The organism is Asticcacaulis excentricus CB 48 (assembly GCF_000175215.2).
Lineage (GTDB): Bacteria > Pseudomonadota > Alphaproteobacteria > Caulobacterales > Caulobacteraceae > Asticcacaulis > Asticcacaulis excentricus.
Map to the genome: position 1 here is coordinate 1934484 of NC_014816.1, position 22855 is coordinate 1957338.

At 61.5% G+C, this 22855-nt stretch carries 27 protein-coding genes; 18 read left to right on the forward strand and 9 right to left on the reverse strand.

Features of this window, described 5'->3' with window-relative positions:
- The first annotated feature begins 110 nt into the window (after positions 1-110).
- The 6 genes from ASTEX_RS08955 (at position 111) to ASTEX_RS08980 (ending at position 2293) form a co-directional block, all read left to right on the forward strand.
- Positions 111-329 (forward strand): hypothetical protein, encoded by a 219-nt coding sequence (locus tag ASTEX_RS08955; protein ID WP_013479296.1) that lies wholly within the window; start codon positions 111-113, stop codon positions 327-329.
- Positions 330-408: 79 nt separating this feature from the next.
- Positions 409-756, forward strand: a complete 348-nt coding sequence (locus ASTEX_RS19315; RefSeq protein ID WP_013479297.1) for an EF-hand domain-containing protein — start codon at positions 409-411, stop codon at positions 754-756.
- 5 nt (positions 757-761) lie between these two features.
- Positions 762-1082 (forward strand): EF-hand domain-containing protein, encoded by a 321-nt coding sequence (locus ASTEX_RS08965; RefSeq protein ID WP_013479298.1) that lies wholly within the window; start codon positions 762-764, stop codon positions 1080-1082.
- Positions 1082-1636 (forward strand): sigma-70 family RNA polymerase sigma factor, encoded by a 555-nt coding sequence (locus tag ASTEX_RS08970; RefSeq protein ID WP_013479299.1) that lies wholly within the window; start codon positions 1082-1084, stop codon positions 1634-1636. The genes ASTEX_RS08965 and ASTEX_RS08970 overlap by 1 nt, the downstream gene beginning before the upstream one ends.
- The gene (locus ASTEX_RS08975) at positions 1629-1907 is read left to right on the forward strand and encodes a hypothetical protein (RefSeq protein ID WP_013479300.1); all 279 of its coding nucleotides are present in this window, start codon (positions 1629-1631) and stop codon (positions 1905-1907) included. Before ASTEX_RS08970 ends, ASTEX_RS08975 begins: the two co-directional genes overlap by 8 nt.
- A gap of 62 nt (positions 1908-1969) precedes the next feature.
- Positions 1970-2293, forward strand: a complete 324-nt coding sequence (locus ASTEX_RS08980; RefSeq protein WP_013479301.1) for an EF-hand domain-containing protein — start codon at positions 1970-1972, stop codon at positions 2291-2293.
- A 70-nt stretch (positions 2294-2363) separates the two neighbouring features.
- Here the strand turns inward: ASTEX_RS08980 and ASTEX_RS08985 are convergent, their stop codons facing one another.
- Positions 2364-2828: an Lrp/AsnC family transcriptional regulator gene (locus ASTEX_RS08985; protein ID WP_013479302.1), complete on the reverse strand. Its 465-nt coding sequence runs from the start codon at positions 2826-2828 to the stop codon at positions 2364-2366.
- Between the two features lie 121 nt (positions 2829-2949).
- Between ASTEX_RS08985 and ald the strand changes: the two genes are divergently transcribed.
- Positions 2950-4047 (forward strand): alanine dehydrogenase, encoded by a 1098-nt coding sequence (gene ald / locus ASTEX_RS08990; RefSeq protein ID WP_013479303.1) that lies wholly within the window; start codon positions 2950-2952, stop codon positions 4045-4047.
- A 213-nt stretch (positions 4048-4260) separates the two neighbouring features.
- On the opposite strand, the gene ASTEX_RS08995 is transcribed toward ald, so the two are convergent.
- Together ASTEX_RS08995 and ASTEX_RS09000 are read right to left on the reverse strand one after the other, a co-directional pair.
- A complete protein-coding gene (locus ASTEX_RS08995) occupies positions 4261-5187 on the reverse strand; it encodes an alpha/beta hydrolase (RefSeq protein WP_013479304.1) in 927 nt (308 codons plus the stop codon).
- A 3-nt stretch (positions 5188-5190) separates the two neighbouring features.
- The gene (locus ASTEX_RS09000; RefSeq protein WP_013479305.1) at positions 5191-6033 is read right to left on the reverse strand and encodes a hypothetical protein; all 843 of its coding nucleotides are present in this window, start codon (positions 6031-6033) and stop codon (positions 5191-5193) included.
- 126 nt (positions 6034-6159) lie between these two features.
- On the opposite strand from ASTEX_RS09000, the gene ASTEX_RS09005 reads away from it, so the two are divergent.
- Positions 6160-6642, forward strand: a complete 483-nt coding sequence (locus ASTEX_RS09005; protein WP_013479306.1) for a GNAT family N-acetyltransferase — start codon at positions 6160-6162, stop codon at positions 6640-6642.
- A 165-nt stretch (positions 6643-6807) separates the two neighbouring features.
- The gene (locus ASTEX_RS09010; RefSeq protein WP_013479307.1) at positions 6808-7317 is read left to right on the forward strand and encodes a GNAT family N-acetyltransferase; all 510 of its coding nucleotides are present in this window, start codon (positions 6808-6810) and stop codon (positions 7315-7317) included.
- A gap of 171 nt (positions 7318-7488) precedes the next feature.
- Here ASTEX_RS09010 and ASTEX_RS09015 read toward each other — a convergent pair whose 3' ends face one another.
- Complete coding sequence (locus ASTEX_RS09015; RefSeq protein ID WP_013479308.1) at positions 7489-8025, reverse strand: CPBP family glutamic-type intramembrane protease; 537 nt, start codon at positions 8023-8025, stop codon at positions 7489-7491.
- The gene (locus ASTEX_RS09020) at positions 8022-9275 is read right to left on the reverse strand and encodes an SEL1-like repeat protein (RefSeq protein WP_013479309.1); all 1254 of its coding nucleotides are present in this window, start codon (positions 9273-9275) and stop codon (positions 8022-8024) included. Before ASTEX_RS09020 ends, ASTEX_RS09015 begins: the two co-directional genes overlap by 4 nt.
- A 179-nt stretch (positions 9276-9454) precedes the next feature.
- On the opposite strand from ASTEX_RS09020, the gene ASTEX_RS09025 reads away from it, so the two are divergent.
- From ASTEX_RS09025 to pheT, 5 genes are all read left to right on the forward strand, one after another.
- Positions 9455-10081: a LemA family protein gene (locus ASTEX_RS09025; RefSeq protein ID WP_013479310.1), complete on the forward strand. Its 627-nt coding sequence runs from the start codon at positions 9455-9457 to the stop codon at positions 10079-10081.
- A gap of 23 nt (positions 10082-10104) precedes the next feature.
- Entirely contained in the window at positions 10105-10911 is an 807-nt protein-coding gene (locus ASTEX_RS09030; RefSeq protein ID WP_013479311.1) for a TPM domain-containing protein, read from the forward strand.
- Positions 10912-10924: 13 nt separating this feature from the next.
- Positions 10925-11617: a TPM domain-containing protein gene (locus ASTEX_RS09035; RefSeq protein ID WP_013479312.1), complete on the forward strand. Its 693-nt coding sequence runs from the start codon at positions 10925-10927 to the stop codon at positions 11615-11617.
- 141 nt (positions 11618-11758) lie between these two features.
- Positions 11759-12832 (forward strand): phenylalanine--tRNA ligase subunit alpha, encoded by a 1074-nt coding sequence (gene pheS, locus ASTEX_RS09040; protein ID WP_041658610.1) that lies wholly within the window; start codon positions 11759-11761, stop codon positions 12830-12832.
- Between the two features lie 53 nt (positions 12833-12885).
- Complete coding sequence (gene pheT / locus ASTEX_RS09045; RefSeq protein WP_013479314.1) at positions 12886-15267, forward strand: phenylalanine--tRNA ligase subunit beta; 2382 nt, start codon at positions 12886-12888, stop codon at positions 15265-15267.
- 19 nt (positions 15268-15286) lie between these two features.
- On the opposite strand, the gene ASTEX_RS09050 is transcribed toward pheT, so the two are convergent.
- The 3 genes from ASTEX_RS09050 to ASTEX_RS09060 are packed head-to-tail and all read right to left on the reverse strand — an operon-like array spanning position 15287 to position 17131.
- Positions 15287-15643, reverse strand: coding sequence for a type II toxin-antitoxin system RelE/ParE family toxin (locus tag ASTEX_RS09050; RefSeq protein ID WP_013479315.1), 357 nt, complete (start codon positions 15641-15643; stop codon positions 15287-15289).
- A 5-nt stretch (positions 15644-15648) separates the two neighbouring features.
- On the reverse strand, positions 15649-15873 hold the full coding sequence (locus ASTEX_RS09055; RefSeq protein WP_013479316.1) for an addiction module antidote protein, copg/arc/metj family: 225 nt from the start codon (positions 15871-15873) through the stop codon (positions 15649-15651).
- Between the two features lie 37 nt (positions 15874-15910).
- The gene (locus tag ASTEX_RS09060) at positions 15911-17131 is read right to left on the reverse strand and encodes an MFS transporter (RefSeq protein ID WP_041659140.1); all 1221 of its coding nucleotides are present in this window, start codon (positions 17129-17131) and stop codon (positions 15911-15913) included.
- A gap of 52 nt (positions 17132-17183) precedes the next feature.
- Here ASTEX_RS09060 and pip point away from each other — a divergent pair, with 52 nt between their 5' ends.
- Positions 17184-18176 carry a prolyl aminopeptidase gene (gene pip / locus ASTEX_RS09065; protein WP_013479318.1) on the forward strand — a complete coding sequence of 331 codons (993 nt, stop codon included), beginning with the start codon at positions 17184-17186 and terminating at the stop codon, positions 18174-18176.
- A gap of 143 nt (positions 18177-18319) precedes the next feature.
- Here the strand turns inward: pip and ASTEX_RS09070 are convergent, their stop codons facing one another.
- On the reverse strand, positions 18320-19951 hold the full coding sequence (locus ASTEX_RS09070; protein WP_245532490.1) for a sensor histidine kinase: 1632 nt from the start codon (positions 19949-19951) through the stop codon (positions 18320-18322).
- Between the two features lie 242 nt (positions 19952-20193).
- On the opposite strand from ASTEX_RS09070, the gene rpmH reads away from it, so the two are divergent.
- The 3 genes from rpmH (at position 20194) to yidC (ending at position 22767) form a co-directional block, all read left to right on the forward strand.
- Entirely contained in the window at positions 20194-20328 is a 135-nt protein-coding gene (gene rpmH, locus ASTEX_RS09075) for a 50S ribosomal protein L34 (protein WP_013479320.1), read from the forward strand.
- 104 nt (positions 20329-20432) lie between these two features.
- On the forward strand, positions 20433-20771 hold the full coding sequence (gene rnpA, locus ASTEX_RS09080) for a ribonuclease P protein component (RefSeq protein WP_013479321.1): 339 nt from the start codon (positions 20433-20435) through the stop codon (positions 20769-20771).
- Between the two features lie 19 nt (positions 20772-20790).
- The gene (gene yidC, locus ASTEX_RS09085) at positions 20791-22767 is read left to right on the forward strand and encodes a membrane protein insertase YidC (protein WP_013479322.1); all 1977 of its coding nucleotides are present in this window, start codon (positions 20791-20793) and stop codon (positions 22765-22767) included.
- Positions 22768-22855: the final 88 nt, after the last annotated feature.

Here is a 22855-nt window from a genome sequence, read left to right on the forward strand (position 1 = left end):
ATTGATCCCCACGGTGCCCCCATTAACCCCGTTTCTAAGCCCCTCCTTAAGCCATACGGTTTATTATCCACAGGGCGGGTGCCGAACGCACCGGTGACAGGTGGCGCAAGATGATCGCTTTTAATACCGCAGCGGCCGGGGCTCTGAATGCGACGCGGATGTTTGACCGTGCCGCGACGAAGGTGGCTCAGTCCGCCGGGAGTGACATGAGCACCCTATTAGGGGCCGTGGTGGTTCAGTCTGAGGCGCGCACCGCCTTTGCCGCCAATCTGGCCGTGATGAAAACTGCCGAAGAGATGACCGGTCGTCTGCTGGATCTGAAAATCTAACGGTCTAAAACGTCTGCGCAGGGGATTGGCGCGGGGGCTCGTATAAGGGATATCTTTCCTCGAATGGACGGTTACCCCAATGAAAAAAACCCCGCTTCTGATCGCTTCCGCCCTGTTCCTGCTGCCGGCCGCCGCTATGGCGCAGACCGATGGTCAAACCCCGTCGCCAGGCGGCTGGGGCAATAGCGGCCCCGGCCCGCGCATGACCCCCGATGAGCGTTTTGCCCGCATGGATACCAATAAGGACGGCTTTATCACGCGCGATGAGTTCAAGGGCCGCCGCCCCGAGGCCTTCGACATGATGGACGCCAACAAGGATGGCAAGCTTACCAAGGACGAAATGGTCGCCTTCATGAAAGAGCGCATGGGACCGGGTGGTCCGCGTGGGGGTGGCGCATCGTCGTCGTCATCGAGCGGAGGGAACTAAGGCCCATGCGACCCATCGTCTTCACCCTGATGGCCGCTGGTCTGATGATGGCCGCCTCCCCCGTCTTCGCTCAGGCGACCCTGTGGCAGGAGCGGATGCAGGAACACCGCAAACGCGCCGATGAGATGCGTGACAAGTTCGAGGAGCGCCTGTTCAAACGCACCGACGCCAATCAGGACAACTTCATCTCACGCGATGAGTTCCTGAAACAGGCCAATGAGCGTTTCGACCGTCTGGACGTCAATAAGGACGGCAAGCTATCGCGCGAAGAGGTGCGGGCTGAGCTGAAGGGCCCCAAACGCCCGGCGGAGCCTAAGGACAAGTGATGCGTGATACGGTGGGTGACGCGCAGCTTATGCGGCTGACGGCGGAGGGCGATGCCGCCGCCTTCCGTCAGCTCTTGGCGCGTCACCTGCCACGCGCGCACGCCGTGGCGTACCGCGTCCTGCTCAATCGGGAGGACGCCGAAGACGCCGTGCAGGCGGCCTTCACCAAGGTGTGGGCCAATGCCGGGCGTTATGAGCCGGACCGCTCGGCTTTTTCGACCTGGCTATATACGATTGTGACCCGCGCCTGCCTTGATCGGGCGCGGCGTTTCAAGCCCAAAACCCAGTCGATCGACGACTGGGCCGAGGCGCTGAGCGACGGCGCCCCGGATGCCGAAACGCAACTGTCGCAACAGCAGGCCGCCGGGGCCGTGCGCGCCGCCGTGGCGCAACTGCCGCTCAATCAACGCATGGCCGTGGCCTTGTGCTATTTCGAAGGCTTCAGCAATGCCGAGGCCGCCCAAAGCCTCAATATGAGCGTAAAAGCGGTGGAATCGCTGCTCGTGCGGGCGAGACGGCAGTTGAAGACTGTGTTAGGAGTAAAGGATGACTGAGTTCGAACGCACATTGCAGCAGTGGAAGCCCCCGCAACCGGCGACGGGATTGTCTGACCGCATTGCGCGTGAGGCTATGCGTCGGCCGCAGGGCCTTGCCTGGCGCGAAGTGGCGCAACGCAGCCTGACCGAATGGCGCTACGGTCTGGTCTACAAGGCCGCCGCACTGGCCGCCTGTGTCGTCATCGGCGTGGGCGTGTCGGTCAGCCTGAATCCGCCCGCCGCGCAGGAGGCCGATCTCGACGAACTGGCCTTTATCGTTGGAATCTGAGGCGTCGCTATAATTCTGCCGCTTACTGGCATTAGGATGTCGCCTTGAACCGGAGGTGACCCATGCACAAGACCCTGATCTGGCTGATCCCCGCCCTGAGCCTGTCGGCACTGCCCTCTGTGGCCGAAACCGTCGCGCCGCCCAAAACCGCTGCTGAAAAGCAGGCCCTGCGCAGCCGCCTCGATGCGGAGGTCGATAAGCAGTTCCGCAGGACCGACAGCAATAGGGACGGCAAGATTTCGCGCGCTGAGCTGACCAAGGTCAGCCCCAAAAACGCGGCCTATTTCGATCTGGTCGATATGAACCGCGACGGGACGCTCAGCCGCGCCGAACTGAGCGCTGTGGCCAGTCTGATGTTTGAAAATTGGGTGGCAGAAAACGGGTAACCGGCCACACTATGTAAAGATCTGGCCACGAAAAACACGAAAAATTTAGTGGCCGAAGTCTGCCGAAACCTCAGACCGCCTTCACCGTGCGAATTGAAAACTGCGACACCAGCTTGGACACGCCCGGCATGGTCGAAAGTACGTCGCGGTGAACGTCCTCATAAGACAGGCTTTCGCGCAGCACGATTTTCAGCAGATAGTCCGCTTCACCCGACATAAGGTGGCATTCTTCCACGGCGGCGATCTGCACCACCGCCTTTTCGAACTTTTCGAAGGTTTCGCGGCGCTGATCCTGAAGCGTAACGTGCACAAAGACCATGCCCTGCTTGCCGTGCACGCTTTCGGCAATCACCGCGCGATAGCCCGTTATGATGCCTCGCTGCTCCAGAAGCTTGACGCGACGGTGCGCCGCCGAGGGGCTAAGCCCCACCTTTTCCCCCAGCTCCGCCGCCGTGGCCCGCGCGTCATTGCGCAAAACCTTGATCAGTTCGCGGTCGAAAGAATCGAGATCGGAAAATTTATCAGCGTTCGCCATGGAATTGAGAATATATCCCGCAAATCGGCAGCACAAGCCACATAATTGCAAGAAAATCCACCGAATTTCGTATCATTATCTACCATTAAACGTGATCACAATTTCACGGGAGGAGTAGGTAATGAAAATTAGCGTGCCAAAGGAAATCAAGAACCACGAATACCGTGTCGGGCTGACGCCGGGCAGCGTGGCCGAACTCACCCACTACGGTCATCAGGTGTTTGTCGAAACACAGGCCGGGGCCGGCATCGGCTTCAGCGACGCCGACTATCAGGCCGCCGGGGCCACGATCGTCGCTAACGCAGAAGCCACCTTCGAGGCAGGCGACCTGATCGTCAAGGTCAAGGAGCCCCAACTGCACGAATGCGCCTGGCTGAAGCCGCATCAGACCCTGTTCACCTATCTGCACCTCGCCGCCGACAAGCCGCAGGCCGAAGCGCTGATGGCGTCGGGCGCCACCTGTATCGCCTATGAGACCGTGACCGAGCCGCAAGGTGGACTGCCGCTGCTGCGCCCCATGTCGGAAGTGGCCGGGCGCATTTCGGTGCATGTCGGGGCCAGCTATCTGCATAAGGCCTATGGTGGGCGTGGCGTGCTGATGGGCGGCGTGCCGGGTGTCGAACCGGCGAAGGTCGTCATCATAGGCGCGGGCGTTGCGGGTATTAACGCGGCTCAGATGGCCGCCGGGCTACAGGCTGACGTGACCGTGTTCGACGTCTCGGCCCACAAACTGATAGAGATCGACCGCCTGTTCCACGGCCGCGTCAAGACCGCCTATTCGGCCCGTGCCGCTCTGGCCGCTGCCGTGGCTGAGGCCGATCTGGTCATCGGGGCCGTGCTGATCCCCGGCGCGGCGGCCCCGAAGCTGGTCACGAGCGACATGCTGAAGACAATGAAACGCGGCGCGGTGATGGTCGATATCGCCATTGATCAGGGCGGCTGTTTTGAAACCTCGCACCCGACCACGCATCAGGACCCGATCTTCCTTGTGGACGGCATTGTGCACTATTGCGTCGCCAACATGCCGGGCGCGGTGGCGCGCACCTCGACCCTGGCGCTCAATAACGCCACCCTGCCCTTCGTGGTGAAGATGGCGAGGCTGGGCGTCGCCGAAGCGCTGAAGACCGATGCGCATCTTAAGGCCGGGCTGAATGTGGCTGGCGGGCATATCCGCCACGCCGCCGTGGCCGAGGCGCTCAGCCTGCCGTTTGTGGCCTGATAACAAGCGGTCACAGGGTGCGGCGTCCTGCCGCACCTCCAGGCTGTTTTTTTCGAGCTGGAGGTCTGGAAATCCCTCTGGATGACCCTATCTACAGCCTACCAGCCGGTCAGACGTCCCCCCCCCCTGAACTGTCCGGCTGAAGATGGCGCTTGAGACTTCCCCCCTGGTCTCAAGCGCCTTTTCTTTTTTGGCGCCTTTTCTTTTTGACTCCTAAGCCGGCCATTTCGGCAGGACGTGGGTCATCAGGGGCCACAGGTTGTTGCGCGCGGCCTGCGCCGGGCGCGCATTATTGCGGTCGGTCGGCGCGGGCAGGGTCACGACGGGTGAAGTTCGCATCGTCTGCCCCGGATAGTAATCCATATGGTCGAAATTGCGGTCCACAGCCGGGTCGAGCCATAGGAAGGTTGAGGGGATCTGGTAGTTTGAGACATTGGCAGGGCGCGGTTTGGCCCCCGTCCGCCCCAGAGCGGCGGTCAAAGGCGCGTCGATTTCGCCGGTAAAGGTCGCGGCAAAATTGCCCGGCGGATAGGCCAACATCAGAATTTTGTCGGCCCTTGAGGCCAGTATAGAAATGCGTTCGGCCTTTGACTCCACGCCCTTATAGCGCTTGGCAAAGGCGTCGGCATTGACCGCCGGGGCCGTCAGGCACACCTCACGGAAGCGGCGCTTGGCCGTCTTCAGGCACTCCAGACCGACCCGCCCTCCCAGACTGTGCGAGATGAAATTCACCTCCGCAGCCGCGCCGCAATGGGTATCGACAAATTCCGCCAGCCGTTTACCCGCGGCGATCGCGTCGTGGTGCTCGGTGATATAGTTGAGCGGCGTGCCCCCCTCGCCCGGCCACAGCACGCCAATAACCAGATAGCTTTCATCGAGGCTGAGGAACTGCCGCACACCAGACAGGGCGTTCAAACCATCGCGCATCGTGACATTGTAGCCGTGCGTCACAAAGACCAGCCGCCGGTTGGCCACATAGTTGGCCAACAGCGCCACATCGGCATAGGTCTGCACGCCGCTCGCATAGGGTTTGATCACCTCGCCGTCGCGTTTGGTGACGTAATGCAGCCGCGCCTGGTTGAGGTCAGCGACCGTCGTAGTCCCCGGATTGGGGCCGCCGCGCACATCGAAAAACCACACGGCCTACCCCTTGTTCGTCACGGTTTTCAGGGCATCACTGGCCGCGCGCAGGGCCGAGGTCAGGTCCTTGGCGATCGGGGCTAAAGGCACGGCCAGCAGGCCCAGAATGGCCGCGCCGGCAAACACCGCCGTGTCGTCTACACTACCGTCGGCATAGGCAAACGCCGCCCCGCAGGCCAGCGCCAGCCCCAGCGACACCACCGCTGCCGACAGACGGGCCTTGGCGCGATAATCGTGGTCAGCCAGCTCAAACGCCGCGTCCAGCCGCGCCCGCACCAGCGCATCAAACCGCCCTAGCGCGTCAAAGGCCTGCTGCGTGCGAAGGGCTTCGGCGCGCGACACTTCCGGCTCTGTCGCCGCCAGCGCCATCGGGTCATCGGCCTCCGGAGGCGGCGGCACGGGCGGGTTTTTGATCAGGCGCACGGCGTCTTTCAGACTGGCCACCTCTACGGGTGTCCCCCCCGTTTCCGACCCCGCCGCCAGCTTGACGCCCGGCGCGTTGGTGTTGAGCAGACGGTCGAGAAGTGCCTGCGGATTGTCGTCATTGAGCCCCAGCCTCACCATGGCGATGACCGTATTGATCTGCTGCTCATGCGGCGTGCCGTTCAGCCAGTAGCCGCGCAGCACCGGCTCCCAAGAGCGCCCAAGCGCCACGCTGAGCGCCGGTTCCAGGGCCTCATAAACCGCCTTGATATGCTTGTAACCATAAGAGGAGACCCCATACCCGGGGAAGATACCCCGCGACGCATCAACCAAGGCAGACGCCGCCGTGCCGACCGCGCCTGTGGCCAGTATCACCACCCCGGCATGTTCGATAAGTTGTGTAGCCACCGTTGCATCGGTCATGTCATCCCCCTATGGATTAATACAACCTTAAGACGATAACCATGTTACGGATCATCTGTAAAGCGCGCAAAGCCCCTTGCTTTGAGGCTCCATGCTTGTCACAGGGTCAGACAGGGAGGACAGAGAATGACCGATATTTCTGAAGCCACACTCGACGACCTGCCGCGCATCCAGGTGCTGGCGCGCGACATCTGGCCGGAATGTTTCGCGGGCATCCTGCCGCCGGAGCGCATTGAACCGATGGTCGAAGCCATCTACGCGCTGGACACCCTGCGCGACGACGTGCAGATGCGCGGCCATCGCTACTGGCTGGCGCAGGCCGATGGGCGCGACGCCGGCTACGTGTCCGCCTATCAGGAAGGCGCGCGCCTGTGGCTAAAGAAGCTCTATCTGCACCGCGCCTGCCGCGGCAGGGGCACGGGCAAGGCGCTGATCGACACCATCCTGAACGCCTTTCCTGACGCGCGCGAACTGGCCCTGTATGTCAATGATGGCAATGCGCCGGCTATAGCCTTTTACCACGCACAGGGCTTTGAGATCGAAGCCACCGTCCCCGTGCGCATGGGCCCGTTTGACTTTACTGACCACATAATGCGCAAAGCGCTCTGATCTGATCCGCACACGACTTGAAATAATATTTCACAGGACGTGAATTTCATGGCACCTTGCCCACAGGCGTAACTGCCATTCGGAGGAATTGACACAGGGAAGACCCAAAGGCGCCCTGATGTCTTGGTAAAGGCACCCCCGCTGCCAGGAACACGGAGGTCACACATGGCGAACCCGCCCAAAATCCGCCGCATCCGCACGGACGAACTGTTTATCGTGCGCGATCTCGCCATGCTGATCTGGCCGCGCCTTTACCGCAACGTCGTCTCCCCCGTGCAGATGGACGCCATCATCAGCGCCCTGTTCGATCTCGACACCCTCGAAGCCGATATGGACGAACGTGGCCACGTGTACTGGGTCGCCGAAATCAACAGTATCCCGGTGGGCTTCCTGTCCGCTGCTGCCGAAAACGGGCACGTCAGCGTGCACAAGATCTACGTCCTCGAAGACCATCGTGGCACCGGCGTCGGCAAGGCCCTAATGCAGGCCGCCCTCGGCCACTTCCCTGACACCCGCACCCTGTCGCTGATTGTGCCCAAGGACCACGACCACGGTATCGGCTTCTCGCTGAAATCCGGCTTCACCTTCGACCACGAAGAACCCACCCGCGTCGGCGGCTATGACCTCACCAACTACGTCATGCGCAAAAGCCTCGATACCGCCGGGGTGTCGTAGGGCTGAGAGTCTGGGTTTAGGATTCTGGATTTAAGATTCTGGGGCCACTTAGCCCCAGACCCCGTTAAGAGCGCTTAGCTTATACCTCCCCAGCTTTCTGGGGAGGCGGACCGCACGAACCGCCATGGGCGGTGGGATTCGGTGGTGGGGTCTATTCGTAACCGCCTCGCCTCACCTCGCCCGCATCAGCACCTCAAGCGACGGCCCACCCAGCCACGCCTTCCAAACAAAGACCAGCGTCCCGTGCAGCAGCACCGCCGGCCATAACGACCCCGTGCGCCAGCGCATCAGCGCGCACCCCAGCCCGATCAGCCCGGCATTGAGCAGAAAGGCCGGATGCAGAAACAGGGTCGCGCCTGGCAACAGCACCAACGCCTCAAACACATGCCACAGCAAGAAGATCAGGGTCCCACCCCCAATCCACAAAACGGGCCGCGTGGTCTCCGCCTTCGCCGGGATCATCAGCCCGCGAAAGACGATTTCCTCGCTGAACGCCGGGACAAGCATCACACTCAGCCACACCCCGAGCAAACCGTGCAACGGCGGCGCGACGTGCAAGATACCGCCGCCAAAGCCAATCACCGCCACGACCAGCGTCACCGGCGCCGACACCCCGGCACACCAAGCCCAACCCTTAAGCGACGGCCAGACGATCAGGCTGCGCCCCGCGCCCGTAACCCGCTCGCGGATCAGGCGCCACAGACTCATTTGTTCGCCTCGGCCTCCAAAGCCGCCTTGCGCTCGGCCAGAAGCGTCTTGCCCTTGCTCTTATCCGCCCCGTTCATCTGCCCCTCCAGCGCCTTGAGCTTTTCTTTAGCCTCTTCATTCTTTTTCTCGGCCGACAGGCTGTACCACGCAAAGGCGCTGCCGCGGTCCTGCGCCATACCCATGGCGTTCTCCGCCATGATCCCCAGTTGCAGCATGGCCGACCCGTGCCCCTGCATCGCTGCGCGTTCAAACCAGCTTTTGGCATCCGCATAAGAGGTCTTTACCGACAGCCCTTTGAGGAACATGTAGCCGACAAAATACTGCGCATCGCCATCGTCCTGATCCGCCGCCTTGCGGAACCACTTATAGGCCTGATCGTTATCGGCTTCGAGGAACTCGCCGGCAAAATACATGTATCCGAGGCTGTATTGCGCCTCTGCATTGTCCTGCATGGCCGACAGGCCGAACCATTTGAAGGCTTCGGCCAGATCCGGCTCGACGTCCTTGCCATAATAATAGACGTCGCCCAGTTCAAACTGCGCGTCGTCATCGCCCAGTTTCGCTGCCTTGATCAGCCATTCCCGGCTTTTGACCGCGTCCTTACTCAAGCCACCGCGGCCCCCATCGTAAAAGACAAACAATTTATAGGCCGCGCTGGCCTGATCCCTGGCGGCCGCCTGCTGATACCATTTCAGCGCCTCGGCATCGCTCTTGTCGCGGCCTTCGCCATATTCGTACATGACCCCCAGATCGTACATGGCATCCGCATCGCCCTTTTCCGCCGCCGCACGATAATGCTCATACGCGGCCGCGAAATCGACCTTCTCGCCATAAAGGCCCAGTACCGCGATATTTCCCAGTTGCGCATGCGCCCCCGCATGACCCTGCGCGGCGGCCTTTCGGTACCATTCGACAGCCTTAGCATTGTCTTCGGCGACGCCATAGCCGCCGTCGTAGTAAAACGCGGTGCGGAACTGCGCTTCGGCCATCCCGGCCTCGGCGGCTTTCTGCGCCCATTTAAAAGCTTCCGACCAGTTGCGCTCCACCCCTTTGCCCGTGAAGTAGAGCAAGCCCAGCGCGTGCATGGCCACCGGGTCACCCTTTTCGGCGGCAGCCTTTACGGTGTCAAAAGGCTTATCGGTAAAGGCGGTCGGCGCGGGCTTGTCAAAGGCCTGAGCGGCCAGCGCCGCATCGCCCATGAAAAGGCCACCCGCGACCAGCAGTGCGGAACAGAAGGTTTTCAGAGACATAGGAGGCTCCCCCCGGAACAATTATACCGCTCCCTTGTGCCAAACCTGCGCCGGAAAATCCAGTCTGATCCGATCAGGGCCTCGGCTTAACAAAAGGTAACCTTGTCCCCCTTTTGCAAGCGCCCGATTTCGCCTATGTGTAGAGGCCACACACCGGGCTTTTTAAGGGAGCTACCCTCGTGATCAAGCTGAAGCGTATTCTGGGTCTGTTTGCCGTCGCGGCCGCCGCCGTGAGCCTGACGGCCTGCGACGTCAACCGCATCCCGACTCAGGAAGAAAACGCCAAGCGCGCCTTTTCTGACGTGCAGGACGCCTATCAGCGCCGCAACGATCTGGTACCAAATCTGGTCGCCACGGTGCAGGGCGCAGCCATCGCCGAACGCGGCACGCTGACCGAAGTGGTCGAAGCGCGCGCCAAGGCCACCAGCGTCACGGTCGATGCCTCGACCATCACCGACCCGGCCAAGTTCCAGCAGTTCCAGCAGGCTCAGGACGGCATGTCCTCGGCTCTGGGGCGCCTGATGGTCGTGGTCGAACGCTATCCAGACCTCAAGAGCCAGCAGAACTTCACCACCCTGATGTCGCAGCTTGAGGGCGCGGAAAACCGCATCTCAATCGCGCGTCGCGACTTCAATGCCGCCGCTCAGACTTACAACACCACCCTGCGTTCCTTCCCGCAGAATATTCTGGCCGGGACCATCCATTCGGGTTCCAAGCCGATGGAGTATTTCAAGGCCGCGCCCGGCGCCGACAAGGCCCCGAACGTGGACTTTTCGGGCCTGAACAACGCCGAAGCCTCGAAATAATCCCCTAAACGGAAGGCCGTCCCATGTCTCTCCCCGCCTCCGCCCTGCGGATCAGGACCGCATGGACGGCCTTTCTCCTTGTTTGCCTGGCTGTGTGGACGTCCGCGGCCTTCGCGGCTCCCGACTTCCCCAAGCTGACCGGGCGCGTCGTCGATCAGGCCGAACTTCTGGCGCCCGAAGTCGAAGCGGACCTGACGGCCAAGCTGCAAGGCCTCGAAAACGCCACTACGGATCAGGTCGTCGTCGTCACGGTCAACAGCCTTCAGGGCTATGATATTGCCGATTACGGCTATCAGTTGGGCCGCACCTGGGGCATCGGTCAGAAGGAAGCGAAAGCCACCACGGGCGTCGAGTCCGAAGCGGGCGGTCAGTTCAAGAACAATGGCGTCCTGCTGATCGTTGCACCCAATGAGCGCAAGGTGCGTATTGAGGTTGGCTATGGCCTCGAACCGGTCATTACCGACGCCTATTCATCCGTGATCATCCAGAACGCCATCCTGCCGGCCTTCCGCGAAGGCGATTATCAGACCGGAATCGTCAAGGGCACGGATGAGATCATCGCTCAGTTGTCAGCCGATCGCGGCACAGCCATCGAAAAGGCGCGTCAGGTCGCTCAGCAGCCGGTGCACAAGGCGGAGCGTTTCCCCGTCTGGATCATCATCGTCGTAGTGCTGTTCCTGATCATCTTTGGGCGCGGCTGGCTGCCCTTCTTCATCCTGGAGGCCCTGCTGCGCGGCGGCGGCGGTGGCGGCTGGAGCGGCGGCGGCGGTGGCGGTTTCAGTGGCGGCGGCGGCAGCTTCGGCGGCGGCGGGTCGTCGGGTAGTTGGTAGAGGGAAGACGGACATGCCTTTGAACATCGACCACGCCCGTATCAATGCCGCCATCGCCCGCGCCGAAACGCAGACGGCGGGTGAAATCACCTGCGTCATCAAGAAAACGGCGCTCGACTATCCGGAAACGCCGCTGATGTGGGCCGCGGCTTCGGCCTTCATCCTGCCGTTGATCTTTCTGGGACTGGGCGTGTGGCCGCACGACTGGCTGGGGCCGGTCTTAAGCGCCATTGCCGGGTGGAATGCCCCCAATGTCACAGGGGAATTACTGGCCGCCGAAGCGATCATCTTTTACGCCCTGACGCAGCTTATTCTATTTGCCGCCGTCTATGTGCTGGTCAGCGTGCCGAAGGTGACCCTGTGGCTGACGCCGCGCTTTATCACGCGCCGCCGCGCCCACAAAAAGGCACTGGAGCAATTCATGGCGCGCGGTCTGCACCTGACCGAGGAACGCACCGGCGTGATGATCTTCTGCGCCCTTGAAGAACGCTTCGTCGATGTGATTGCGGATGAGGGTATCTATTCGCGTGTGGACAAGAGCGAATGGAACGCCACGGTCGCCGCTCTGGTCAGCCATATCAAAAAGGGCGACCTGACCACCGGGTTTGAGGCGGCCGTCGAACGCTGTGGCATGGTGCTGAGCAGCCACTTCCCGCCGGGGGCCACCAATGCCAACGAATCGCCCGACGTACTGATCGAGATTTAAGGCTGCCCTCTCGCATGTCTGCCGAGGTCCTTCCTTTTCGGCTAGAGAGCAACGGGAAGCCTCATGTTTCTCCGAAAAGTGGCTTTCCCTTTTCGGCTTGAGGCTCTAAACACTCGGCGATCCGTTTTCCCCCGTGAGACCATGAGCACCTATTCCGATCTGGCCGCCGAAATCGAAGCCGAAATCCTGACCGCGCAAGACCTTGCTGCGCTCGACGCCGTCCGCGTGTCGGCGCTGGGTAAGACCGGGCGTGTTTCCGGCCTGCTGAAAACCCTGGGCGCCCTGCCCCCCGAGGAGCGCAAGGCAACCGGCGCTGCCATCAATGCCGTGCGCGATCAGATTCAGGCGGCGCTCGACGCGCGCAAGGACGTGCTGGAGGCCGAACACCTCAGCCGCCGCCTGCAGTCGGAGCGCATCGACCTGTCGCTGCCCGCAGCCCCCCGCGCCAAAGGGGGCGTTCATCCGACCATGCAGGTCATGGATGAGATGGTGGCGATTTTCGCCGAGATGGGCTTTGAAGTCGCCGAAGGGCCGGACATCGAAGACGATTTCCATAACTTCACCGCGCTGAACTTCCCGGAAAAGCACCCGGCGCGTGAAATGCACGATACGTTTTTCTTTAACCCCGACGAAAATGGGGTGCGCAAGCTTCTGCGCACCCATACCTCGCCGGTTCAGATCCGCTCGATGATTGCGGGTAAGCCGCCCTTCCGCCTGATCGTGCCGGGGCGCGTCTTCCGCTGCGACTCCGATCAGACGCACACGCCGATGTTCCACCAGATCGAAGGCCTCGTCATCGATAAGACGGCGCATATGGGCCACCTGAAATGGGTGTTCGATACCTTCCTGTCGCGCTTTTTCGAGACAGACACGGTCATCACGCAGTTCCGCCCGCACCACTTCCCCTTCACCGAGCCATCGGCGGAGATGGACGTGCGTTATTCACGCAATGGGGCGGAAATCCGCATTGGGGATGGCGACCGCTGGATGGAAATTCTGGGCTCCGGCATGGTGCATCCCAATGTGCTAAAGGCTTGCGGCGTCGATCCGGACGAATATCAGGGCTTTGCCTTCGGCATGGGCGTCGATCGTCTTGCCATGCTCAAATACGGCGTGCCGGACCTGCGCGACATGTTCGCCGCCGACACGCGCTGGCTGAGCCACTATGGCTTTAGCGGGTTCGCTGCGCCGAACCCGGCAAGCGGCCTTTCGTAAGTGATTAAGGCAAGGGGGCACGGCCCCCTTGACCCCAAGATAAAGACAAGAACATGAAATTCTCCCTCAGCTGGCTTAAAGATCACCTCGACACCGACGCCGATATTCAGGCCGTCGCCGCCGCCATGACCGCGGCCGGCCTTGAGGTCGAAGACGTCGCCGACCCGGCGGCGAAGCTGACGCCTTTTACGGTGGCCAAGGTCGTTGAAGCCGCGCGTCACCCCAATGCCGACAAGCTTCAGGTGCTTCAGGTCGATACGGTCGATGGCCGCAAGGAAATCGTCTGCGGGGCGCCCAATGCTCGCGCAGGTCTAACGACCGTTTATGCCCCCATCGGAGCCTATGTTCCGGGCCTTGATGTCACGCTGGTCGAAAAGCCAGTTCGCGGCGTCGTGTCCAACGGCATGATGTGTTCGGCCGCCGAGCTTGAGCTCGACGGCGATCCCGACGGCATTATGGAGCTTTCCGACGACCTCGCCGTCGGCACACCGGTCAGCGCCGTCTTTGCACTCGAGCCCGTTATCGATTTTGAGGTGACGCCCAACCGTCCCGACTGGCTTGGCGTGCACGGCATTGCCCGCGACCTCGCCGCCACGGGTCTTGGGGCCTTCAAGGAAGCGCCCATTTCCCCAGTCAAGGGCACTTTCCCCTGCCCCATCACCGTGAAGGTCGATGGCGACGCCTGCCCGCTGTTTTCTGGTCGGGTCATCCGCGGCGTCAAGAACGGCCCGTCGCCCAAATGGCTTGCCGACAAGCTGACCTCGATTGGCCTGAAACCCATTTCGGCGCTGGTGGATATCACCAACTACCTGTCGTTTGACCGCGCCCGCCCGCTGCACGTGTATGATGTGAAGAAGCTGTCGGGCGATGTGATTGAAGCCGGTCTGCCCGCCGACACGTGTGAATTCGTGGCGCTGGACGGCAAGACCTACGTCGTCACGCCGGACATGACGACGATCAGCGACGCGTCGGGCGTCATCGGCCTTGGCGGTGTCATGGGCGGGGCCTCGACTGGCGTTGATTTGGAGACGGTCGATGTTTTCCTTGAATCGGCCTGGTTCGACCCGATCCGTATCGCCCAGACGGGCCGCACCACCACTATTACCTCGGATGCGCAGTACCGCTTTGCGCGCGGCGTCGATCCAGAATTTGTCGTCCCCGGTCTGGAACTGGCTACGCAATTGATCCTCGACCTGTGCGGCGGCGAGCCGTCGGACATCGTCGTGGCGGGAGAGGCCCCGGCGCGTAAGCCCGACGTGGCTTTCGATCCAGCCTATGTGGCGCAACTTACCGGCCTCGACGTGCCGCATGACAAGGTCGAGACGATCCTGACCGCGCTCGGTTTTGGCATCACCAAGACCACGCCGTGGACCGTCAGCGTCCCCTCCTTCCGCCGCGACGTCGACGGCAAGGCCGATCTGGTCGAAGAGGTGGCGCGCGTCTATGGTTTCAACCACATCCCTGCGACGCCCCTGCCCGCTGTTGCGCCAAAAAGCGGCGGCGTCCTGACACCGTCGCAGGCACGTGCCCGCACGGCGCGCAGAGCGCTGGCGGCCTTTGGCTACAGTGAGGCCGTCACCTGGTCCTTCATGCCGCAAGGCTATGCGAAGCTGTTCGGCGGCGGCAGCGATGCAATGGTTCTGGCCAATCCGATTGCCTCGGAACTGAACTGTATGCGCCCGTCTATCCTGCCGAACCTTTTGGAAGCCGCCGGGCGCAATGCATCCAAGGGCTATCCCGGCGCGCAACTGTTTGAAATCGGGCCGGTCTATTTCGGCCTTGAGCCCAATGATCAAAAGACGGTCATTGCCGCGCTGAAGGCCCCGGACAAGGCGCGTCATTGGAGCGCCACCGGTCAGGACGCGCTGTTTGCGCTGAAATCCGACTTGCTGGCCCTGCTTGAAGAACTCAATATGCCGGTCGCCTCGCTGCAACTGGTGCAGGGGGCAAACAGCGACTGGTGGCATCCGGGCCGTTCGGCGCGCCTGCAACTGGGCCCGAAGACGGTGATGGCCGAATTTGGCGAACTGCATCCGTCCGTGCTGAAGGCGCTGGACCTCGACGGGGCCTATGTCGGCTTTGAAATCCGCCTCGACCTGCTGCCGCAGCCGAAGGCCAAATCGGGTAAGTCGAAAGGCGCGCTGAGCCTGTCCAACCTGATGCCGCTGACGCGCGACTTCGCCTTCCTTGTGGCGGCGGGTACGGCGTCTGGCGATCTGGTGCGCGCCATCAGGGGCGCGGACAAGTTGCTGATCAGCGAGGCCCGCGTCTTTGACGTCTATCAGGGTCAGGGCGTACCCGAAGGTCAGGTGTCACTGGCGGTCGAGGTGACGCTGCAACCGGCAGACAAGACCCTGACCGAGCCGGAGATCGACGCCGTGTCGCAAAAGATCGTCGCCGCTGCCCAAAAGGCCGGAGCCGTGTTGCGGGGGTAAACTCACGACTGATGGGGTGTCAACTTGTTTTCCGCCCCATCAGTCTGTTGATCTCATCAATTGATTTTCGAGGAATTTCAGCTACCCGTTTCGGAACATCCATGCGTTGATGTAAAACAGCGGCGATGGCAACCCTATGCTGATCCAACTTAGCGTAAACAATGTAATGCTGCTCAACACGAAACATTAAAAACTGCAAAGTGGACTGAGGCACTTCAATAGGGCGTCCCCGGTCCGGTCTCTGAGCAAGCTGCTCGAAGCCTGACCGCAGCCGATTCAGATATTTTGCCGCCTGTTCGCGCCCCCATAATATCTGCGTATCGCTACCGATTTGCCTGAATGCGCTTTCGGCATAACGCGTAAGGACATAAGGCAAATCCGTCAGTCCTCATATGAGGCAATAATGTCGTCAACCACGCTCGATGGTACGAATTCACCGCGCTCAGCTTCCCCAAGCCCCCGCAGCAAGCCGGACATCACCTCGGCCTGCATCATGTCCTCTTCGATCAGACGCCGGATATAGTCGGCCGGGCTGCCCTCGGCCGATTGGGCATCGACAAAGGCGCTGATGTCATCAGGCAGGTCTATGTTGAGACGAACGGTCATATCCACAGTGTCCGCCCAAGCTCGAAAATTGTCAACGTTATGGCCGCATCACCTGACGGCGGTAGAGATAGGCGGCGATCAGCAGCCCCACGCCCGACATCCCGGCCATCACCCAGTAGCCGCGTCCGCCCAGCGCGTCATAGACCGGCCCTGACGCGAGTGTGGACAGGCCCATCATCACCCCCGTCACCCAGGCGGCATTGAGCGTCTGAGCCAGACTTTCCGAGCCCTTCGGCGCCATACGGTTGACCAGATCGAGCCCGGCCAGATAGCAGGCGGCAAACGAAAAGGCGTGCAGCGTTTGAAGCGGCCACAGCCCCCACACCGGCGGGGCAAACCCCATGATCAGCCAGCGCACCACGCTGAGGCCCGCCGCCGCCAGCAGCAGCGTCCACGATCCGAAGCGATGTCTCAGACGAAACCCGAACATCAGGAACAGGATTTCCGCCGCCACCCCCGCCCCCCACAGATAGCCGCACGTGGCCCCATCGAGCCCCTGCCCCTTCCATAGGATGGTCGAAAAGCCGTAATAGAAGGCGTGCGCCCCCTGCACGCAGCCCATGGCCGCCAGCAGCAGGACATAGACCGGATTGCCGAGCAGGGTCCTGACGCGCTGCGCCCCCGTTTCCTGCGGCAGGTAGGCCGGGGCGCGGCCCCCACCTTCTTCGACGTGGCGCGGCGCGCGCGGCAGAATGCGCCATGCCGCCAGCGCGGCCGCAAAGCACAGCACCACCACCCACACGATAATCAGATCGACACCCAGCAGGTTCAGACCGTAGCCGACCGCGATATTGGCGCCGATAAAGGCCGCCGACCCCACGGCGCGCGGGCCGGTGTAGGTGAAACCTTCGCGCTTCGACATCTGGATGGTCATGACATCCAGCAAGGGGCTGATCGAGGTGATGCAGCTATAGCCTATCGCCCACAGGGCGACGAACAGCCAGAAGCGCGCCTCACCGGCCAGCGGCCACAGCATCAGCCCGCCATAGGCCAGCCCGCCCGCTATGGCCAGCCGGATCATGGGGGACCGGAACAGCGGAAATTTTTCAGCCCACACCCCCAAGACCGGCCCGGTCACGGCGCGCAGCAGCAGGGGCAGGGCCAGAATCAACCCGATCTGCGCCCCGCTCATACCCTTTGAGGCGAACCACAGCGGCATATAGGGCAGGCTGGCCCCCGACCCGATAAAGATCAGGGCGTAGAAAAGGCTTTGCCGCTTTACGGTCGTCAGGGCAAAAAGGCTTGAATCGCTGCGCATAATGGGTCTTTGATCGGCGGCAACCGCCACAGCCCGCTGCACAAGTTTCCTTATGACCGATCAAGCCGTCGTCACATTGCCAAAAGGTCTCTATCCGGAGATCGAACCCTACGACACCGGCTATATGCCGACGGAGGGGAAACATCAAATCTATTATGAGCAAAGCGGTAACCCACAAGGGATTCCGGTGGTGGTGGTGCACGGCGGACCGGGTGGCGGGACCAGCCCCAACCTGCGCTGCTACTTCAATCCGAAGGCCTATCGCATCATCCTGTTCGATCAGCGCGGCTGTGGCAAATCGCGACCGCACGCCTCACAGGACCTATCGCTGGAAGATAATACCACCTGGCATCTGGTTGCCGATATGGAATCCCTGCGGGAACGACTGGGGATCGACAAATGGGTCGTGTTCGGCGGCTCGTGGGGGTCAACCCTGTCTCTGGCCTACGCCCTGACGCATACGCAGCGGGTGTCGGCTCTGATCCTGCGCGGCATCTTTCTGGTAAGGCAGTCGGAACTCGACTGGTTCTATCAGGGTGGAGCGGCCAACCTCTATCCCGACCTGTGGGAGCGTTTTGTGGCTCCGATCCCGCCAGACGAACGCGGAAATCTGCTGGCGGCCTATATCAAACGCCTCAACGGCGACGACATGGCCGAGCGTGTGCGCTGCGCGCTGGCGTGGTCGGGCTGGGAGGGCGATACCCTGTCGATCGAAGGCCCGCCAGAGGCGCCGACCAAGTTCACCGATCCCGACTTTGCCGTAGCCTTTGCCCGCATCGAGTCGTGGTATTTCCAGAACCGTGGTTTCTTTGAAAGCGACAACTGGATTCTGGAAAACGTCCATAAAATCCGTCACATCCCTGCATGGATCGTGCAGGGCCGCTACGATGTGGTGACACCAATGACCTCGGCTTGGGACCTGCACCGCGCGTGGCCGGAGGCGAAGTTCCATCTGGTAAAAAAAGCCGGGCACTCCTCGTCCGATCCCGGCGTGCTCGATGGCCTCGTCGCCGCAGCGGACGAAGCCGTGCGGGTGGTGGGCTAAAAAGTCTAAACCACGGATGCACACGGATGGCGGCTTTGCCGCCGACACGGATATACGTGAAGACGAACCTCGTTCGTCATCCGTGTCTATCCGTCGTTTAAAACCCTTTGGGTAGCCTTTAACAGGGGCCCGACATCAGGTCCTCACCCCTTCTGCGGGATGCGGACCTCAAACGACGTGCCCGACGGCCCGGTGTCGATCAACCGAACATCGCCGCCGTGCGTCTGGGCCAGTTCGCGCGCAATGGCCAGCCCCAGCCCCGACCCGCCGGGCGTCAGCGAGGCCGAAAACGGCTGAAACAGCTTGTCGCGCACACGCTCAGGGATACCTGGTCCGTTGTCGGAAAGGACCAGAATCACCTCTTCCGCCGTCTTGACCGCGCTCAGCGTCACGCGCCCGACCGTCTTGCGGTTCGGCTGGTTCTCAATCGCCTGGCGCGCATTGCGCATCAGATTGACTAGCAGGCGGTGGACGTGGTCGGGATCGGCCTCAAAGAAAAAGCCCTGCTCGGCCTTCAGCGAGAAACGCACACGGTCTGGCGTGCGCGCATTGAGTGCCAGACCCGCGTCTTCGGCGGCGGCCTCAGACAGGTCTTTCAGGCGCAGAATCTGGATGCGCGGGGGAATTTCGTCCGTCTTGCCGTAGTTGAGCACGTTTTGCGCCAAGGTCAGGGCGCGGTCCAGCGCCCGCTCGAGGCGCGGCAAGGCCTTGGTGACATTTGGATCGCCGGAATAGGCCAGACGCTCCGACGCCATCTGCGCGGCGGTTAGCATGTTTCTGAGGTCGTGGCTGATCTTCGACACCGCCTGTCCCAACGCCGCCAGTCGCGCGCGTGTACGCAGCGCGTGGCCGACCTCCTGCTGCATCTTGAACAGTTCTTCCTCAATCTGTCCGATCTCATCGTGACGACCGGACAGCTGTGGCACGGCGGCACTGTCTTCCGGGTTTTCCTTGAACCGCGCGATCGAGCGCGTCAGTTGCCGCACTGGGCGCACCACGAAAAAGGACAGGGCGGCAAAGATCAGGGCACCGGCGACCAACGAAATCAGAAGCGACAGGCGCAGGATCGACCCCAGTTGCTCGCGCAGTTCCTGTTTCAGTGGCTCCGCCGGCACGACGATTTCGATAATGTCGGTGCCCTTGCGCACCTTGGGCACGGCCTCGGTCCGGATCAGTCGGTCTTCGCGCCCAGACAAGGTCTTCCATGGCCCCCACAAATAGGTCAGGTCGTCGCTGATTCCGCGCGTCTGGTGACGGATGTCGATGACATCGGGTTCGACCGTACTGCGCGGATCCCGCAGCACAAACTGCACCCCGCCGCTTTGCAGGGCGAGATACGAGGCCCCGACGCTGTTGAGCAACTGGCTCGACAATTCGCGCGACACTGCCCCTTCGGCAGAGGCATCAAGCGCCAGAGAGGCGATTTCGGCCTGACGCACGCGGTCAATCAGCCAGCGTTCCTGATAGGCGGCCAAGGTTGGCACCATGATGATCACCACCATCACCGCCACGAACACCGCCGTCAAGGCCAGCAAATGCCCGGACAGGCCGCTAAAAAAAGAACGGAAATCTTTCCAGCTACGTTTCAGGTGCGGCTTGAGCGCCTTCCAGCGTTTGGCCAGAAACGCTTGCAGGCTCTGGTCACGCCATTTGCGCGGACGCGGGCTGGCCGCCGCCCCATCCTCGGCCTCACGCGCCACTGCCCTGGCGACGCGGAACCGTCGCCCCGGCGTCACGTCGCGGTGCGGGCCGGTTTCGGCTAAGGTTTCGCTCAAATCGCTCGACATTGCGCTCGGATAAGGTGGCGTAGAGACACATATTAACACAAATCCGTGAAGGGTCAGTGTAAAATCACCCCGTGCGCGCTCGCAGTTTCATAAAGTTTCTGCGGTCGGGGTGCGAATCCCGGCGCAAAGCCATTGACAAGCCCGTGCGCACGGTTTAGTGACGCCGCCTCTTCTTTCAACGATGGCTCGCACACACTGGGTTATCGTGTCCAAACCCCGGAGCTACAACCGTGAAACGCACTTACCAGCCGAGCCGTCTCGTCCGCAAGCGCCGCCACGGCTTCCGCGCGCGCATGGCCACCAAGAATGGCCAAAAAGTCGTCGCCCGTCGCCGTGCCAAGGGCCGCAAGCGCCTGACTGCCTAACCCGCAGTCGGACCACCGACACAGGAAGAGGCCCTTGAAGCGATTCGAGGGCCTTTTCCTTTGTGTGCTCCCCTTCCTTTGGCGGGGAGTATTAAGATGAGTGAATGACCTTTCCCGTTCTGAAAAACCGCAGCGATTTTCTGGCCGCCAACAAGGCGGCGTATCAGGCGCGCCCGACTGTGGTCATTCAGGCCCGCTTTCGCAATGACGGGGACGAAACCATCCGCATAGGCTTTACCGCCACCAAAAAGACCGGCGGTTCGGTCGAGCGCAACCGCGCCAAGCGCCGGATGCGCGAAGCGGCCCGCACCCTTTTGCCCGACCACGGCCGCCCCGGCCACGACTATGTCTTCATCGCCCGCGACGCGACCAAGTCCTGCACGTGGCAAGGTTTGCTTGACGATGTCAAACGCGCCCTGATAAGGCTGTCGCCCAAAGTTTAACCCCTCTTCAGAGTCTCTCATGAAGCGCGACGACAATCGCAATATGTTCATCTTCCTCGCCCTCTCCATGGCGATCCTGTTCGGCTATCAGTTCTTTGTGGCCGGGCCCCAGATGGAGAAGGAACGCGCCGCGGCTATGGCGCAGAAGAAGATCGAGGCCGCAAAGTCCCCCGTCGCCACGCCAGAGTCGCTGTTTGTCGAAGGCAAACTGCCGCGCGACCAGGCCGTAGCCGCCACGCCGCGGGTCGCCATCGACTCGCCGGCATTAAAGGGCTCTCTGTCACTGGCCGGAGCGCGCATCGACGACCTGTTCCTTAAGCAGTATAAAGAGACGCTGAAGGCTGACTCCCCCAATGTCGAGCTGTTCCGCCCGCAAGGGGCCGAGCATGCCTACTATGCCGAATCCGGCTGGGTCGGGGCCAATGTTCCCGGTCTGCCGTCGGGCAACAGCGTGTGGACTGTAGTTTCGGGCAGCGTACTGTCGCCGGGCAAGGATGTGGTGCTGGGCTATGATGCGGGTACGGGCCTGCGCTTTGAACGCCGCCTGAGCCTTGATGACAAGTACATGATTACCGTCACCGATACCGTGGTCAACACCACAGGTGCGGCGGTGACGCTGGCCCCCTATGCCAATGTGGTGCGTCAGGGCGCGCCAGAGACGCTCGGTAAGAACATGATCCTGCATGAAGGCGGCATTGGCGCCTTTTCTAAGGACGCCACGGGCAAGGGCTACACAACGCCGGAATTCAAGTTCCACAACTGGGAAAAGGACGAGAAGAAAGCCAATTTCAAGGCCGACTCGACCGGCGGCTGGATGGGCCTGACCGACAAATACTGGCTGGCCGCCGTCATTCCGGATCAAAAGGCGAAGATTCACGCCTCGATGAAGGCGACAGACCAGACGACCGCTAATGAAAAAGACTTCAACTTCCTCTATCAGGCAGGCTATGTCGCAGACGCCGTGACGGTGCAGCCGGGCAAGCCGGTGAGCGTCACCTATCACATATTTGCCGGTGCCAAGCAGGCCTCTCTTCTGGCCGCCTATCAGGACAAGCTGAAGCTGCCCGCCTTCGACAAGGCCATCGACTGGGGCATGTTCTGGTTTTTCACCCGCCCAATGTTCTTCGTACTGGACTTCCTGTTCAAATATGTTGGCAATTTCGGCCTGGCCATTCTGGGCCTCACCGTCCTCGTCAAGCTCATCTTCTTCCCGCTGGCGCATAAGTCCTATGAGTCGATGACCAAGATGAAGATGCTTCAGCCCCAGGTCGAGGAACTGAAGAAAAAGCACGAAGGCAATCCGCAGCAGATGCAGATTGAAATGATGGGCCTTTACCAGAAGGAAAAGGTCAATCCGATGTCGGGCTGTCTGCCGATCTTCGTGCAGATGCCGGTCTTCTACGCCCTGTACAAGGTGCTGTTCGTCACCATCGAAATGCGCCACGCGCCCTTCTTCGGCTGGATACAGGACCTGTCGGACAAGGACCCGACGACGATGTTCAACCTGTTCGGGCTGCTCCCCTACGATCCGGCCGCCCTGCCGGTCATCGGCGGGCTGATGGCCACCTCGCTGCACATTGGCATCCTTCCGCTGCTCTATGGCGCGTCAATGTGGCTATCGCAAAGCATGAACCCGCCGATGCCGGACCCCATGCAGCGCAAGATCTTCGCCTTCATGCCGGTGATGTTCACGTTCATCATGGCGCCGTTTGCGTCGGGTCTGCTGATTTACTGGATCTGGAACAACGTTCTGACCGTGGCGCAGCAATACATGCTGATGCGTCAGATGGGCGTCGAGAACCCGATCGACACCCTGTTGGGCAAGGTCGCCAAAACCAAGCCGAAATCCGAAGCGGCGCATGTTATCGAGGTGGCCGAGGAAGCCATCCACGAAGGCGAAGTGACTCAAGGCACCCCCGCCCGCAAGCGCAAGCCGACAACCACAGGCAGCTCAGCGGGCGGAACCAAGCGCACCCGCGGGACGAAAAAGGACTAAGGCGATCCGACTTACCTCGCTGCCCTTGGCGGAGAGAACCAGTCCCCTTTTATACCTCCCCAGTTTACTGGGGAGGTATAATATTTTA

What these genes read in the sequence shown, in the direction of transcription:
- ASTEX_RS08955 (WP_013479296.1), top strand. Translation starts at nt 111, where the DNA reads ATGATCGCTTTTAATACCGCAGCGGCCGGGGCTCTGAATGCGACGCGG.
- ASTEX_RS19315 (WP_013479297.1), top strand. Translation starts at nt 409, where the DNA reads ATGAAAAAAACCCCGCTTCTGATCGCTTCCGCCCTGTTCCTGCTGCCG.
- ASTEX_RS08965 (WP_013479298.1), top strand. Translation starts at nt 762, where the DNA reads ATGCGACCCATCGTCTTCACCCTGATGGCCGCTGGTCTGATGATGGCC.
- ASTEX_RS08970 (WP_013479299.1), top strand. Translation starts at nt 1,082, where the DNA reads ATGCGTGATACGGTGGGTGACGCGCAGCTTATGCGGCTGACGGCGGAG.
- ASTEX_RS08975 (WP_013479300.1), top strand. Translation starts at nt 1,629, where the DNA reads ATGACTGAGTTCGAACGCACATTGCAGCAGTGGAAGCCCCCGCAACCG.
- ASTEX_RS08980 (WP_013479301.1), top strand. Translation starts at nt 1,970, where the DNA reads ATGCACAAGACCCTGATCTGGCTGATCCCCGCCCTGAGCCTGTCGGCA.
- ASTEX_RS08985 (WP_013479302.1), bottom strand. Translation starts at nt 2,828, where the DNA reads ATGGCGAACGCTGATAAATTTTCCGATCTCGATTCTTTCGACCGCGAA.
- ald (WP_013479303.1), top strand. Translation starts at nt 2,950, where the DNA reads ATGAAAATTAGCGTGCCAAAGGAAATCAAGAACCACGAATACCGTGTC.
- ASTEX_RS09000 (WP_013479305.1), bottom strand. Translation starts at nt 6,033, where the DNA reads ATGACCGATGCAACGGTGGCTACACAACTTATCGAACATGCCGGGGTG.
- ASTEX_RS09005 (WP_013479306.1), top strand. Translation starts at nt 6,160, where the DNA reads ATGACCGATATTTCTGAAGCCACACTCGACGACCTGCCGCGCATCCAG.
- ASTEX_RS09010 (WP_013479307.1), top strand. Translation starts at nt 6,808, where the DNA reads ATGGCGAACCCGCCCAAAATCCGCCGCATCCGCACGGACGAACTGTTT.
- ASTEX_RS09015 (WP_013479308.1), bottom strand. Translation starts at nt 8,025, where the DNA reads ATGAGTCTGTGGCGCCTGATCCGCGAGCGGGTTACGGGCGCGGGGCGC.
- ASTEX_RS09020 (WP_013479309.1), bottom strand. Translation starts at nt 9,275, where the DNA reads ATGTCTCTGAAAACCTTCTGTTCCGCACTGCTGGTCGCGGGTGGCCTT.
- ASTEX_RS09030 (WP_013479311.1), top strand. Translation starts at nt 10,105, where the DNA reads ATGTCTCTCCCCGCCTCCGCCCTGCGGATCAGGACCGCATGGACGGCC.
- ASTEX_RS09035 (WP_013479312.1), top strand. Translation starts at nt 10,925, where the DNA reads ATGCCTTTGAACATCGACCACGCCCGTATCAATGCCGCCATCGCCCGC.
- pheS (WP_041658610.1), top strand. Translation starts at nt 11,759, where the DNA reads ATGAGCACCTATTCCGATCTGGCCGCCGAAATCGAAGCCGAAATCCTG.
- pheT (WP_013479314.1), top strand. Translation starts at nt 12,886, where the DNA reads ATGAAATTCTCCCTCAGCTGGCTTAAAGATCACCTCGACACCGACGCC.
- ASTEX_RS09055 (WP_013479316.1), bottom strand. Translation starts at nt 15,873, where the DNA reads ATGACCGTTCGTCTCAACATAGACCTGCCTGATGACATCAGCGCCTTT.
- ASTEX_RS09060 (WP_041659140.1), bottom strand. Translation starts at nt 17,131, where the DNA reads ATGCGCAGCGATTCAAGCCTTTTTGCCCTGACGACCGTAAAGCGGCAA.
- pip (WP_013479318.1), top strand. Translation starts at nt 17,184, where the DNA reads ATGACCGATCAAGCCGTCGTCACATTGCCAAAAGGTCTCTATCCGGAG.
- rnpA (WP_013479321.1), top strand. Translation starts at nt 20,433, where the DNA reads ATGACCTTTCCCGTTCTGAAAAACCGCAGCGATTTTCTGGCCGCCAAC.
- yidC (WP_013479322.1), top strand. Translation starts at nt 20,791, where the DNA reads ATGAAGCGCGACGACAATCGCAATATGTTCATCTTCCTCGCCCTCTCC.